General features: G+C 73.1%; 12 protein-coding genes and 1 tRNA gene. 2 read left to right on the forward strand and 11 right to left on the reverse strand.

The genetic code is table 11. The features are described 5' to 3' along the window. Nucleotides 1-36: 36 nt before the first annotated feature. Genes ACIQU6_RS07990 through ACIQU6_RS08010 form a run of 5 tightly spaced genes read right to left on the reverse strand, consistent with a single transcriptional unit; the run spans nucleotide 37 to nucleotide 5,299 of the window. Entirely contained in the window at nucleotides 37-936 is a 900-nt protein-coding gene (locus ACIQU6_RS07990) for a glycosyltransferase family 2 protein (RefSeq protein ID WP_403480767.1), read from the reverse strand. Continuing rightward, nucleotides 933-1,712: a CDP-alcohol phosphatidyltransferase family protein gene (locus tag ACIQU6_RS07995; protein WP_403480768.1), complete on the reverse strand. Its 780-nt coding sequence runs from the start codon at nucleotides 1,710-1,712 to the stop codon at nucleotides 933-935. Before ACIQU6_RS07995 ends, ACIQU6_RS07990 begins: the two co-directional genes overlap by 4 nt. Beyond that, entirely contained in the window at nucleotides 1,690-2,751 is a 1,062-nt protein-coding gene (locus tag ACIQU6_RS08000; protein WP_403480769.1) for an iron-containing alcohol dehydrogenase family protein, read from the reverse strand. The genes ACIQU6_RS07995 and ACIQU6_RS08000 overlap by 23 nt, the downstream gene beginning before the upstream one ends. Beyond that, entirely contained in the window at nucleotides 2,739-3,482 is a 744-nt protein-coding gene (locus ACIQU6_RS08005; protein WP_403480770.1) for a sugar phosphate nucleotidyltransferase, read from the reverse strand. Before ACIQU6_RS08005 ends, ACIQU6_RS08000 begins: the two co-directional genes overlap by 13 nt. Continuing rightward, on the reverse strand, nucleotides 3,479-5,299 hold the full coding sequence (locus tag ACIQU6_RS08010; protein WP_403480798.1) for a DUF5941 domain-containing protein: 1,821 nt from the start codon (nucleotides 5,297-5,299) through the stop codon (nucleotides 3,479-3,481). Before ACIQU6_RS08010 ends, ACIQU6_RS08005 begins: the two co-directional genes overlap by 4 nt. Before the next feature lie 407 nt (nucleotides 5,300-5,706). Between ACIQU6_RS08010 and idi the strand changes: the two genes are divergently transcribed. Further along, entirely contained in the window at nucleotides 5,707-6,318 is a 612-nt protein-coding gene (gene idi, locus ACIQU6_RS08015) for an isopentenyl-diphosphate Delta-isomerase (RefSeq protein ID WP_274912279.1), read from the forward strand. Here idi and ACIQU6_RS08020 read toward each other — a convergent pair. The 4 genes from ACIQU6_RS08020 to ACIQU6_RS08035 form a co-directional block, all read right to left on the reverse strand. Next, nucleotides 6,293-6,784 carry an ATP-binding protein gene (locus tag ACIQU6_RS08020; protein WP_403480771.1) on the reverse strand — a complete coding sequence of 164 codons (492 nt, stop codon included), beginning with the start codon at nucleotides 6,782-6,784 and terminating at the stop codon, nucleotides 6,293-6,295. The two genes, idi and ACIQU6_RS08020, sit on opposite strands and share 26 nt — an antisense overlap. A gap of 201 nt (nucleotides 6,785-6,985) precedes the next feature. Beyond that, nucleotides 6,986-7,573, reverse strand: a complete 588-nt coding sequence (locus ACIQU6_RS08025) for an HdeD family acid-resistance protein (protein WP_403480772.1) — start codon at nucleotides 7,571-7,573, stop codon at nucleotides 6,986-6,988. 139 nt (nucleotides 7,574-7,712) lie between these two features. Next, nucleotides 7,713-7,786, reverse strand: a tRNA-Met gene (locus ACIQU6_RS08030). A 71-nt stretch (nucleotides 7,787-7,857) separates the two neighbouring features. Further along, nucleotides 7,858-9,510 (reverse strand): ABC-F family ATP-binding cassette domain-containing protein, encoded by a 1,653-nt coding sequence (locus tag ACIQU6_RS08035; RefSeq protein ID WP_403480773.1) that lies wholly within the window; start codon nucleotides 9,508-9,510, stop codon nucleotides 7,858-7,860. Nucleotides 9,511-9,564: 54 nt separating this feature from the next. Here ACIQU6_RS08035 and ACIQU6_RS08040 point away from each other — a divergent pair, with 54 nt between their 5' ends. Next, complete coding sequence (locus ACIQU6_RS08040; RefSeq protein ID WP_403480774.1) at nucleotides 9,565-10,335, forward strand: enoyl-CoA hydratase/isomerase family protein; 771 nt, start codon at nucleotides 9,565-9,567, stop codon at nucleotides 10,333-10,335. Between the two features lie 34 nt (nucleotides 10,336-10,369). On the opposite strand, the gene ACIQU6_RS08045 is transcribed toward ACIQU6_RS08040, so the two are convergent. Both ACIQU6_RS08045 and ACIQU6_RS08050 read right to left on the reverse strand, forming a co-directional pair. Next, entirely contained in the window at nucleotides 10,370-11,041 is a 672-nt protein-coding gene (locus tag ACIQU6_RS08045; RefSeq protein ID WP_403480775.1) for a DJ-1/PfpI family protein, read from the reverse strand. Nucleotides 11,042-11,097: 56 nt separating this feature from the next. Further along, complete coding sequence (locus ACIQU6_RS08050) at nucleotides 11,098-12,060, reverse strand: GlxA family transcriptional regulator (protein ID WP_403480776.1); 963 nt, start codon at nucleotides 12,058-12,060, stop codon at nucleotides 11,098-11,100. Nucleotides 12,061-12,164 lie beyond the last annotated feature (104 nt).

The raw sequence follows: 12,164 nt of genomic DNA on the forward strand, positions 1-12,164 counted from the left end.
CCCGGTTCGCGCCTGATGCTCTCAGATACGAGCTTGTCAGATGATGGGAGGGCGGCCCAGCCGGGTCAGGCGCCACACGGTAGTCCACTTCATGGGACGCCGAGGACCGCAGGCCGTTGACCAGCCCTCTTTGAAGCCGCCCAGCCAGGCCCTGAGTCCGGGCAACGATGGCCGGCGGGCGAGGGTGAGCAGGAACCAGACACCGAGGTAGACCGGCACCAGCGGGGCGGGGAGGTTGCGGCGGGCCAGCCAGACCCGGTTGCGGGCCACCATCCGGTGGTAGACCGCGTGCCGGGCCGGGGCCGTGGTGGGGTGGTGCAGGACCAGGTCCGCCCGGTAGTCGACCAGCCAGCCGGCGTCCAGTGCCCGCCAGGCCAGGTCGGTCTCCTCGTGGGCGTAGAAGAAGTCGTCGGGCAGGCCGCCGACCTCGGTGAACACCGCGGTGCGGACGGCGTTGGCACCGCCGAGGAAGGTGGTCACCCGCGAGGAGCGCATCGGGTCGGAGGCGCGCAGTCGCGGGACGTGCCGGCGCTGGGTCAGCCCGGTGTCCGGGTCCGCGATGCGGAAGCTGATGATGCCCAGCCTCGGGTCGGCGGCGAACGCCTGCCGGCACAGCTCGGCGGTGTCGGTGTTCGGCAACAGTCCGTCGTCGTCCAGGAACAGCAGCGCGTCCACGTCCCGGCCGCCCGGGCCGAACGCCTCGATGCCGACGTTGCGGCCGGCCGGGATGCCGACGTTCTCCGGCAGCTCGACGGTCCGCACGGTGATCCCGGGGACGTCCAGCTCCGGCAGCGGGGCGCCGTTGCCGACCAGCACCACCTCGATCGGATCGCCGTCCTGCTTGGCGACGGACTCCAGCAGCGCACGCAGCTCGACGGGGCGGTTGCCCATGGTGAGGACGACCGCCCCGAGTCGCATGCGGGGTGCCCCGGTCATTTCAGCCTGCTGGACGCGAGGATGGACACGAGGTGCAGCAGGGTCTGGAGCAGCGCGATGCCGGCCAGCACCGCGACGCCGAGCCGGGAGAAGAACAGGTCGCCCCGGACCGCGTCCACGATCGCCAGCACCAGGATGAGCAGGGACGCCTCGATCCCGAGCACCAGTCGGTGGAACTTCAGCGCCGCTGCCGCCTTGCGGGCCAGCGCCAGCCCGGACGAACGCGGCTCGGCCGCCGCCTCCTTGACCGGCGGCAGCCCGCCCTGGTGCCGGGCGACGCCGACGAGGTCGGTCTCCGCCTTGATCAGGATCGCGCCGAGCGCGGCCAGGGTACCCAGGAACGCCCAGAGCCAGTCGATCCGGCCGGGGCCCCACAGGTCGGCGGCGCGCAGGCCGAAGCCGACCAGCACCGCCGCGTCGCACAGGTAGGCGCCGACCCGGTCCAGGTAGACGCCGCCGAGCGAGAACTGCTTCTTCCAACGGGCGACCTCGCCGTCGACGCAGTCGAGCAGCAGGTAGAGCTGGACCATCAGCACGCCGAGCACGGCGCCCCAGACCCCCGGCACCAGCAGCGCCGGGGCGGCGAGGACGCCGAAGACGGTCATCAGGTAGGTCAACTGGTTGGGCGTGACCTTGGTGTTCACCAGGTACCGGTCGCAACGCAGCGAGATTTCCCGCATGTAGAGGCGGCCGGCCCAGTGCTCACCGCTGCGCCGGTCCTTCACGCCCTCGGGGTGAACGACCGGGCGGAGTTCAGCTACTGATGGTTTCGGCATAGTCGGCGTATGCGTCCCTGATCTGGTCGGTGGTCAGGTCCAGGTGCTCCAGAATCGTGTAGCGGCCCGGACGGGTCTTCGGGGCGAACGCGACGGCCTGCACGAACTCGTCGTCGGTGAAGCCGATGTCGCCCGGGGTGACCGGCAGGCCGTGGCGCTGGAGCACCTCCACCATCAGCCCCGCGGTCTCCCGGTCGCCGCGCAGGTGGGTGGCGAAGGCGGCACCGAGGCCGCACTGCTCGCCGTGGCTCGCCGCCCTCTTGGGGAAGAGGAGGTCGAAGGCGTGGTTGATCTCGTGGCAGGCGCCCGAGGCGGGGCGGCTGTCGCCGGCCACCGACATCGAGATCCCGGTGAGGACCAGGCCCTCGGCCAGCACCTGGAGGAAGTTGTCGTCGCCGACGCTCCCGGGGTGGCGCAGCACGGCCTCGCCGGCCTGCCGGGCCATCGCCGCGGCCAGCCCGTCGATGTCCTCGCCGGTCTCCCGGTGCGAGAGCTCCCAGTCCGCGACCGCGGAGATGTTGGAGATCGCGTCACCGATGCCGGAGCGGACGAAGCGGACCGGGGCCTCGCGGATGATGTCGAGGTCGATCACCACGGCGATCGGGTTGGGCACGCCGTACGAGCCGCGGCCCGCGTCGTTGTCGAGGGTGGCGACCGGCGAGCACAGCCCGTCGTGCGACAGGTTGGTCGCGACCGCCACCAGCGGCTTGCCGATGCGCGCCGCGGCGAACTTCGCACAGTCGATGATCTTGCCGCCGCCCAGGCCCACGACCGCGTCGTAGTGGCCCTTCTTCATGGCGTCGGCGAGCTTGATCGCGTCGTCGAGGGTGCCGCCGCCGACCTCGTACCACTCGGCGCCGGGCAGGGCGGGGGCCAGCCGCTGGCGCAGCCGGGCCCCCGAGCCACCGCTGATCGCGATGGCCAGCTTGCCGGAAGCCGAGATGCGCTGGTCGGCCAGCACGCCCGCCAGGTCGTCCAGGGCGCCGGCGCTGATGTCGACGACGACCGGGGACGGAATGAGGCGGGTCAGTACAGGCATGCGATGTCACGGCCCTTCGCGAGGTCGTCGTGGTTGTCGATCTCGACCCACTTGACGTCGCCGATCGGGGCCACGTCGACCTTGAAGCCGCGGTTGACCAGTTCCTGGTAGCCGTCCTCGTAGTAGAGGTCGGGGTCCCGCTCGAAGGTGGTCTTCAGGGCGTCGGCCAGCTCGGCGGCGGCGGAGCCCTCGATGAGGGTGACGCCGATGTACTCGCCGGTCGCCTCGGCCGGGTCCATCAGCTTGGTGATCTTCCTGACGCCCTTGGCGGGGTCCGCGACGACCTTCATCTCCTCGTCGGCGAGCTGCTTGACGGTGTCCAGCGCGAGGATGATCTGCTGGCCGTCGCCGCGCGCGGCGAGCAGGTCCCGCTCGACGGAGACCGGGTGCACGGTGTCGCCGTTGGCGAGGATCACCGAGTCGTGGACCGCGATCACGTCACGGGCGCACCACAGGGAGTAGGCGTTGTTCCACTCCTCGGCCTTGTCGTTGTCGATGAGGGTGATCTTGAGGCCGTACTGCTGCTCCAGGGCCTCCTTGCGCTCGTACACGGCCTCCTTGCGGTAGCCGACGATGATCGCGACCTCGGTGAGACCGATCTCGGCGAAGTTGCCGAGGGTCAGGTCGAGGATGGTCTTCTCGCCGTCGACCGGCACCAGTGCCTTGGGCAGGGTGTCGGTGTAGGGGCGCAGACGCCGTCCGGCGCCGGCGGCCAGCACGAGGCCGATCATGCGGGTTCTCCTTCATCGTGAACGGCGGGTGCGCCGTGCTTGTGAGCGGCCACCCAGAAGCGGATGCTCTCGGCGAGCACCAGCAGCGCCAAGAGCACAGCGAGTGCCGTGAGCGCGACTGCGAAACCTGTGGCGGGCAGCGCGGCGGCCAGGACGGTGACCACGAGGATCCGCCCTTCGTGCCCGCCGGTGGCCCGGACCAGCCACCGCGGTGGGGCGCCGGCGCCACCGCGGATGCGGTAGACCGTGTCGTAGTGATGGTAGGCGACCGCCGCGACCAGCCCGAACGCCGCGGGCAGCGCCGCGTGGGCGTCCGACCGGGCGGCCAGCACCAGCACCGTGAGGTATTCGCCGGCCCGGAAGAAGGGCGGGACGAGCCAGTCCAGGGCGCCCTTGAGCGGGCGGGACAGCGCCGCGGCGGCCAGCAGCGCGGCGCAGACGGCGACGCCGACGGTGAGCCAGGACGCCGGTTGCGGCTGCGAGACCAGCCACACCAGCAGTACCGCGGACGAGAGAAACGCCATAACGGGCGCCAGGAGGGAACCGGTCCGGCCCCGGCCGCGACCGTGGCGGGTGAGCAGTTCGACCAACCGGCCGTAGTCGGCGAGCTCCCCGAGCGCGCGGGCGGCACGGTCGGTGCGCCGGGCGCGCCGGGCCCGGGAGCGCAGCACCCGGCCGGCGGTGGTGTAGCAGGCGGCCAGCGCGCAGCCGACGAGCAGGGCGTAGAAGACGATGCGCGGGGTGGTGAGCGCGGTCAGCACGGCGATCATGGCCCAGCGTTCGCCAATGGGCAGCACGATCATCCGTCGCACCCAGACCGTCCAGCCGACGCTGTCGAGCCGGTCGGAGAGCGCCACCGCGGGGCCGGCGGCCCCGGCGCCGCCCTCGAAGTCGCTACCCTCGTTGAAGGCGAAGTCGACGATGTGCCGGCAGGTCTGGAGGATCATCGCGCCGAGCGCCAGCGCCCAGACGTCGTCCCCGCCGCGGGCCGCGCCGAGGGCGAGCCCGGCGTAGTACGCGTACTCCTTGGCGCGGTCGAAGGTGGCGTCCAGCCAGGCGCCCAGCGTCGAGTACTGGAGCGAGTAGCGGGCCAGTTGCCCGTCGGTGCAGTCCAGGACGAAGGAGAGCAGCAGCAGCACGCCGGCGGCGACGAAGCCGCCGCGGGTGCCGGTGGCCGCGCAGCCCGCCGCGATCAGCGCGGTGAGCAGGGACGCGGTGGTGACCTGGTTGGGGGTCAGGCCGCGGCGCGCGCACCAGCGGGCGAGGTAGCGGGAGTAGGGGCTGATGCAGAAGGTGGTGAAGAAGCCGTCGCGGGACTTCACGGCGGTGCGCAGCCGGACCGCCTCGTCGTCGACGGCGGCGACCGCCTCGCGGGCCTCCTCCCGCTGGGCGGGGGTCAGCGCGAGGGTGGCGACCAGGGTGCCCGGCTCGACGCGGTGCAGTCCGACGTCGGCGCGGTCCAGCGCCTCGGTCAGGGTGTCGGTGAGCACGTCCGTCAGGTGCGCGGTGCCGGCGCCGACCGGGATGCGTCCGGCGGCGCGGTCCAGCGCGGCGCGGGCCGCGGGCTGGACGGTGAGCGCGCCGGGCACGGCGGCGGCCGGGAAGCGGGGGTCGGTCAGGGCGAGCCGCAGGGCGTGCAGGTGCCCGACGAAGCGGGGGTCCACGACGGCCACCCGCTCCTGGGCGGGTGCCTCGGTGAGGAGCGCGGCGGCGCCGGCCGGGTCATCGGCCGCGCGGACCTCGAAACCCAGGGCGCGCAGGTCGGCTTCGAGCGACGACCCGGCGACCGGCGGACCGGTGAGGATGGCGGTCGACAGACGAACTCACTCCTTGGATGCTGACGAGCAGCGCCGGTCGGTCCGCATTCGGCACGAACTACCCGGGCGGCGGGCGTGGCACACCGGGCCGTGGAAGACCGGGGGCACGTCGGCAGAGGCTATCTGATCGCGGGATGCGGCCGTTCACCATGCATTCACCACTCGATCGGGTGACCGACGGCTGCGCCTGCCGCGATCATCATGGTGGATCGGGGCGCGCCGGAACAACTGGCCGGCGGGCCGGGTGCCGGATATGCGGGGGCTGGTCACGGTTGCCAGGGGGCGGCTGTGGCGAGGGCCATGCCGGCGGCGGGCCCGCGACCGTGGCCGCACCGGGCGGCGCTCTGCCGAAGATGGCCGGCCTGGTGGGGCAGACTTGACACCGACGACCGACGACAAGGATGGGCATGCCGATCACACCTCCCAAGGGACAGACCGCCGGAACCTCTGCGGTGGGGGCACCGGACGGCGCCGCCGAGCCGATCATGCTGGAGCTGGTCGACGAGGACGGCAGGACGGTCGGCACCGCGGAGAAGCTGGCGGCGCACCAGCCGCCGGGGCAGTTGCACCGCGCGTTCTCGGTCTTCCTCTTCGACGAGAAGGGACGGCTGCTGCTCCAGCGCCGGGCGCTGTCGAAGTACCACTCCCCCGGCGTGTGGTCCAACACCTGCTGCGGCCACCCGTATCCCGGGGAGACGCCGTTCGCGGCCGCGGCCCGGCGGACCGCGGAAGAGCTCGGAGTGGCCCCGGCGCTGCTCGCCGAGGCCGGGACGGTGCGCTACAACCATCCTGATCCGGACTCCGGTCTGGTGGAGCAGGAGTACAACCACCTGTTCGTGGGGCTGCTGCGCACCGAGCCGGCGCCAGACCCGGAGGAGATCTCCGAGACCGCCTTCGTCACGCCGGCGGAGCTGGCCGAGCGGCATGCCCGGGCGCCGTTCTCGGCGTGGTTCATGACCGTGCTGGACGCGGCGCGTCCGGCGGTCCGCGAGCTCACCGGGCAGTCGGCGGGCTGGTAGCCAGCGGGATCAGCGGCAGCTCGGCCCAGATCGCCTTGCCGCCGCCGGCGGTGAGCTCCACGTCGCACTTGCCGCCCACCTCCGCGGTGAGCACCTTGACCAGCCACAGGCCGCGGCCGCCGATGTCGCCCTCGTCCGCCTCAAGCGCCTTGGGGCGGTAGGGGTGGTCGTCCTCGACCGCGATCCGCAGCCAGCCGGCGCCGAGGGTGAGCTGGACGGCGATCTGCGGGGAGAGCAGCGCCGCGTGCCGGACGGCGTTGGTGACCAGTTCGGAGACGATCAGCAGCAGCCCGTCGAGGACGTCGTCGGCGACGGGCACGCGCTGTTCGGCGAGCAGATCCCGGACCGCGTGGCGCGCCTGGGGCACCGACGACTCCAGTGCCGGGGCGGTGAACCGCCAGACACCTTCGTACGCGAGCGGGGAGGTCAGCTCCTCGGGGGGTTCTGCAGGGGGTCCGGAAGGCATCCTCACAGGACGAGTGTTGAGAATGCGCCGGTCCTGGCCGGCCTCCTGAACACAAGTCAGCGCCTATCGACGGCAATTGGTCGATTCTGGCGGAATTGAGCGGCCTCGTGACACGTCCCGTCGCTTCACTTTCGTATTTTCGGCGCGGCATCGGGGGGCGTTCCCGGCGTCCGGACAAATCCGTCGGCGCCGGGGTAGGGATCAAGCCACTCTGCCGCCCTCGACCATGTCGACCACCCGGCGGCCGCCGAGTCCCATGGCGAGCAGGCCCAGCCCGTCGAAGAGGAGCTCCAGCGAGAAGAAGGTGCCGATGACGTAGAGGCTGCTGTGCGGCCAGTTGGCGAGCACCAGGATGCCGAGCAACAGGCCGATGACGCCCTGGAGGAGCGTCCAGCCGAACTGCGGTCCGCGCACCACGACGGAGCCGACCAGCCGGAACAGTCCGCCGGCCAGGAAGAGCAGGGCGGCGAACATGGTCAGGGCGGCGGCGCTGGCCTCGGGCCGGCGGATCACCACCACGCCGGCCGCGATGTTCAGCGCCGCGACGACCACCGCGAGCCAGAAGAAGTTCGTGCCCCGGGACTGGATCGCCTGCGCCAGCCCCACCAGGCCACCGATCAGCAGCAGCCAGCCGAAGAGCAGCATCGTGGTCAGGGTGGCCACGCCGACGTAGATCAGTCCCACGATCCCGGCCAGCACGAGGATGATCCCGAGCGCCGCGAGCAGTCCGAAGCTGCGCCCCAGCCGGGCCGCCGGGCTGCGCCGGGGGGACTTGGACCTGCCGACCATCGCCGCCTCCTCGATCAAGGACCGTTTTGTCCCGGTATACCGCGTATTACGGGAGGGGGCAGGGTGAGCGGGGAAGCGCGCAGGGTGCGGAAACGACGACAGGCCCGGTGCCTGGGCACCGGGCCTATCGTCTCTTCAGTAGCGGGGACAGGATTTGAACCTGCGACCTCTGGGTTATGAGCCCAGCGAGCTACCGAGCTGCTCCACCCCGCGTCGACTCGGAGTACCTTACGGGGCGGCCGGCGCGGTGACAAATCGAAAGCCGGAACGGTCGCCGGGAACGGTCACACCGCGCGGTCGGTGATCCGTCCGCCGTCGACCTCGATGCGGCGCGTGGTGTGCACCGCCGCCAGCATCCGGCGGTCGTGGGTGACCAGCAGCAGGGTCCCCGGGTACGAGGCGAGCGCGGACTCCAACTGCTCGATGGCCGGCAGGTCGAGGTGGTTGGTGGGCTCGTCGAGCACCAGGAGGTTGACGCCGCGGCCCTGGAGGAGGGCCAGGGCGGCGCGGGTGCGCTCCCCGGGCGAGAGGGTGTGCGCGGGGCGCAGCACATGGGCCGCCTTGAGGCCGAACTTGGCGAGCAGGGTGCGCACGTCGGCGGGGGCCAGGTCCGGCACGGCGGCCCGGAAGGCGTCCAGCAGGGTGGGGTCGCCGCTGCCGTGGAACAGTTGGCCGCGGGCCTGGTCGATCTCGCCGACCACCACGCCGGGGCCGAGCGCGGCCGCGCCGGAGTCCAGCGGCAGCCGGCCCAGGAGGGCGGCGAGCAGGGTGGACTTGCCGGAGCCGTTGGGGCCGGTGATGGCGACCCGGTCCGCCCAGTCGATCTGGAGGTCCACCGGGCCGAGGCGGAAGGCGCCGCGGCGCACCTCGGCCTGCCGGAGGGTGGCGACCACGGCGCCGGCGCGGGGGGCCGCGGCGATCTCCATCCGCAGCTCCCACTCCTTGCGGGGCTCCTCGACGACCTCCAGCCGCTCGATCATCCGCTGGGTCTGCTTGGCCTTGGCGGCCTGCTTCTCGGTGGCCTCGACCCGGCCCTTGCGGCCGAGCTTGTCGTTGTCGGTGGCCTTGCGGCGGGCGTTGCGGACGCCCTTCTCCATCCAGTTGCGCTGGGTGTGCGCCCGGGTCTCCAGGGCGGACCTGGTGTCGGCGTACTCCTCGTAGCGCTCGCGGGCGTGCCGGCGGGCCCACTCGCGCTCCTCCAGGTACGCCGCGTAGCCGCCGCCGTAGGTGTTGACCTGCTGCTGGGCGAGGTCGAGTTCGACGACGCGGGTGACCGTGCGGGCCAGGAACTCGCGGTCGTGGCTGACCAGGACGGTACCGGCGCGCAGCCCGGCGACGAAGGACTCCAGCCGGTCCAGGCCGTCCAGGTCGAGGTCGTTGGTGGGCTCGTCGAGGAGGAAGACGTCGTAGCGGGAGAGCAGCAGGGAGGCGAGCGAGGCACGGGCGGCCTGGCCGCCGGAGAGGGCGGTCATCGGCTGGTCGAGGCTGACGGCCAGGCCGAGTTGGGCGGCGGTCTCCTCGGCGCGGTCGTCGAGGTCGGCGGCGCCCAGGGCCAGCCAGCGCTCCAGGGCGGTGGCGTAGGCGTCGTCGGCGCCGGGGCGCTCGTCGGCCAGGGCCTCGGTGGCGGCGTCCAGGGCGCGTTGGGCCTCGGCCACGCCGGTGCGACGGGCGAGGAAGGCGCGGACCGACTCTCCTAGGCGCCGGTCGGGCTCCTGTGGGAGGTGGCCGATGGTGGCGGTGGGCGGGCTGAGCGCGAGGGCGCCCTCTTCCGGGGGCGTCAGGCCGGCCAGCAGGCGCAGCAGGGTGGACTTGCCCGCCCCGTTGGCGCCGACCAGGCCGATCACGTCGCCGGGGGCGACGACCAGGTCAAGGCCGGAGAACAGGACGCGCTCGCCGTGGCCGGCGGCGAGGTCTTTGGCGACGAGGGTGGCAGACATCAGACCGTCGATCGTATCCGGCGCGGCGCCCCGGAGGCGCCCTAATATCCCGGCATGGAACCGGCTCTGAGGACGCATGTCGACGGCGGCACGGCCACCGTCACCATCAGCAACACCGGCAAGCGCAATGCGATGACTGTCGGGATGTGGCGGGAGCTGCCGCCACTGCTGGCGCGGCTGGCGGCGGACCCCGCGGTGCGGGCGCTGGTGCTGACCGGGGACGGGGGGACGTTCTGCGCGGGGGCGGACATCGGGTCGCTGCGGGACGCGTCGGGCGCCTCGGAGGGACTGGCGGTGGCGGCCGAGGAGGCGCTGGCGGCCTTTCCCCGGCCGACGGTGGCGGCGATACGCGGCTACTGCGTGGGCGGCGGCGCCCAGTTGGCGGCCGCCTGCGATCTGCGGTTCGCGGAGGAGGGGGCACTGTTCGGGGTGACGCCGGCCAAGCTGGGGGTGGCGTATCCGGCGTCGGCGACCCGGCGACTGGTCCGCCTGGTGGGGCCGTCGGCCGCCAAGTACCTGTTGTTCTCGGGGGAGTTGATCGACTGCGCGCGGGCGCTGCGGACCGGGCTGGTGGACGAGGTGCTGGCCGAGGGCGAGTTGGACAAGCGGATCGCGGAGTTCACCGCGGTGCTGGCGAGCCGGTCGCTGCTGACCCAGACCGCGGCGAAGGAACTGGCCGACGGCACCTGGGACGTGCCGGCGGAGGCGGCCGAGGCGCGCGGGGCGCACTGGGCGGCGCAGGCGCGGGAGTGCGGCGAGATCGCGGAGGGGGCGGCGGCCTTCCTGGAGCGCAGGGCACCGCGCTTCCGGTGGCCGGCGGGCTGAGCCGGGGCCGCCGCCCCCTAGGACCGGTGTGCGGTCACTTCCCGTCGGCGACCTGGTCCCGCCACCGCTCGCCGGCCAGGATGGTGCGGCCGTGTTCGCGCAGGCCCGCGACGACGTCGGCGGGGGCCTTGTCCGGGGCGCCCGCGTCGTAGGGCGGCTGCGGGTCGTACTCGATGCCGAGCTGGATCGTCTGCGCGATGTGGTCGCCGGCGATCCGGCCGGCCAGGGCCAGGCCCATGTCGATGCCGGAGGAGACGCCGGCGGCGGTGACGTACTTGCCGTCGAAGACCACCCGCTCCCCCGTCGGTTCGGCGCCGTAGGCGGGCAGTTGGTCCAGCGCGAGCCAGTGGGAGGTGGCCCGGCGGCCCTTGAGGAGACCGGCGGCGGCGAGGATGAGCGAACCGGTGCACACGGAGGTGGTCCAGGTGGTGCCGGCGTCCACGGCCCGGAGCCAGTCGTGCACCGGGCCGTCGTCCATGAGCGCGGCCTGTCCGGGGCCGCCGGGGACGACGACGAGGTCCGGCGCGGTGACGTCGCCCAGCGCGGCGTCCACGGCCACCGCGAGGGAGCCCTTGTCGGTGCGGTGCAGGCCGGTGCGTTCACCGACGAAGACCACCTCGGCGCCCGGGATCAGGCCGAGGGTCTCGTAGGGGCCGATGGCGTCGAGGGCGGTGAAGCGGTCGTAGAGCAGGATGGCGATCTGCATGGGGTCCTCGTTCCTGATGTGGTGGGTGTGGTCGGGTGGTGGTCGGTGGGCCCCCGCTACGGGGGCGGCGGGGCGGGCCGGAAGCGGCGGCGGTACTCGGCCGGGGAGGCGCCGAGGACCCGGACGAAGGCGCGGCGCATCGCCTCGGCGGTGCCGTAGCCGCACTGCCGGGAGATCCGCTCGATGCCGTCCGCGGTGTCCTCCAGGCGCCGGCGGGCCGCCTCCAGGCGGACCCGGTCGACGTAGCGGCCGGGCGTCATCCCGGTCTCGTCGCGGAAGGCGCGGGCGAAGTGCCGTGGGGAGAGCCGGGCGCGGTCGGCCAGCGCCTCGACGGAGAGGTCCGCGGCGGGGTTCTCGGAGATCCACTGCTGGACGTCGCGCAGCGGGCGGCGCTCGGCGGTCTGGGCGGCGAGTTGGGCGCTGAACTGGGTCTGGTTGCCGGGCCGGCGGAGGAAGACGACGAGGTGGCGGGCGACGGTCAGGGCGAGGTCGCGGCCGAGGTCCTCCTCGACCAGGGCCAGCGCCAGGTCGATGCCGGCGGTGACGCCCGCGGAGGTGGCCACGTCGCCGTCGCGGACGTAGATCGGCTCGGGGGCGACGCGGACCGCGGGGTGTTCGGCGGCGAGTCGGTCGCACAGCGCCCAGTGGGTGGTGGCCCGGCGCCCGTCCAACAGGCCGGCCGCGGCCAGCAGGAAGGCGCCGCTGCACACCGAGACCTTGCGGCGGGCGTGCGGGGCCCGCGCCCGCAGCCAGGCGACCAGTCGGGGGTCGGGGGTGCTGGTGCCCTCACCGCCCGGGACGAGGAGGGTGTGCGGGGGCGCGGCGGCGTCCAGCGTGGTGTCCGGGACGAGGGTCAGGCCGCTGGTGGTGCGGACCGGGGCACCGTCCAGGCTCGCGGTGCGGATGCGGTACGCGCCGGGGCTACCGCGCTCGGCACCGCTGAAGACCTCGACCGGTCCGGAGACGTCGAGGCTCTGCACGCCGTCGTAGAGGACGACCAGCACGTCGCGCTGTTCCATGCCCTCCATCCTGGGCAACGGAGGCGATGGCGGCAATGACGAGTTTCCCACCTTTCCTGCCGTGCCCGGGTCCGCGGGCCCCACTGCGGGGAGCTCCCCGCAGC

Source organism: Streptomyces sp. NPDC090442 (assembly GCF_044769405.1).
GTDB lineage: Bacteria > Actinomycetota > Actinomycetes > Streptomycetales > Streptomycetaceae > Streptomyces.

What these genes read in the sequence shown, in the direction of transcription:
- idi (WP_274912279.1), top strand. Translation starts at nt 5,707, where the DNA reads ATGCCGATCACACCTCCCAAGGGACAGACCGCCGGAACCTCTGCGGTG.
- ACIQU6_RS07990 (WP_403480767.1), bottom strand. Translation starts at nt 936, where the DNA reads ATGACCGGGGCACCCCGCATGCGACTCGGGGCGGTCGTCCTCACCATG.
- ACIQU6_RS08005 (WP_403480770.1), bottom strand. Translation starts at nt 3,482, where the DNA reads ATGATCGGCCTCGTGCTGGCCGCCGGCGCCGGACGGCGTCTGCGCCCC.
- ACIQU6_RS08050 (WP_403480776.1), bottom strand. Translation starts at nt 12,060, where the DNA reads ATGGAACAGCGCGACGTGCTGGTCGTCCTCTACGACGGCGTGCAGAGC.
- ACIQU6_RS08045 (WP_403480775.1), bottom strand. Translation starts at nt 11,041, where the DNA reads ATGCAGATCGCCATCCTGCTCTACGACCGCTTCACCGCCCTCGACGCC.
- ACIQU6_RS08040 (WP_403480774.1), top strand. Translation starts at nt 9,565, where the DNA reads ATGGAACCGGCTCTGAGGACGCATGTCGACGGCGGCACGGCCACCGTC.
- ACIQU6_RS08025 (WP_403480772.1), bottom strand. Translation starts at nt 7,573, where the DNA reads ATGGTCGGCAGGTCCAAGTCCCCCCGGCGCAGCCCGGCGGCCCGGCTG.
- ACIQU6_RS07995 (WP_403480768.1), bottom strand. Translation starts at nt 1,712, where the DNA reads ATGCCGAAACCATCAGTAGCTGAACTCCGCCCGGTCGTTCACCCCGAG.
- ACIQU6_RS08035 (WP_403480773.1), bottom strand. Translation starts at nt 9,510, where the DNA reads ATGTCTGCCACCCTCGTCGCCAAAGACCTCGCCGCCGGCCACGGCGAG.
- ACIQU6_RS08000 (WP_403480769.1), bottom strand. Translation starts at nt 2,751, where the DNA reads ATGCCTGTACTGACCCGCCTCATTCCGTCCCCGGTCGTCGTCGACATC.
- ACIQU6_RS08020 (WP_403480771.1), bottom strand. Translation starts at nt 6,784, where the DNA reads ATGCCTTCCGGACCCCCTGCAGAACCCCCCGAGGAGCTGACCTCCCCG.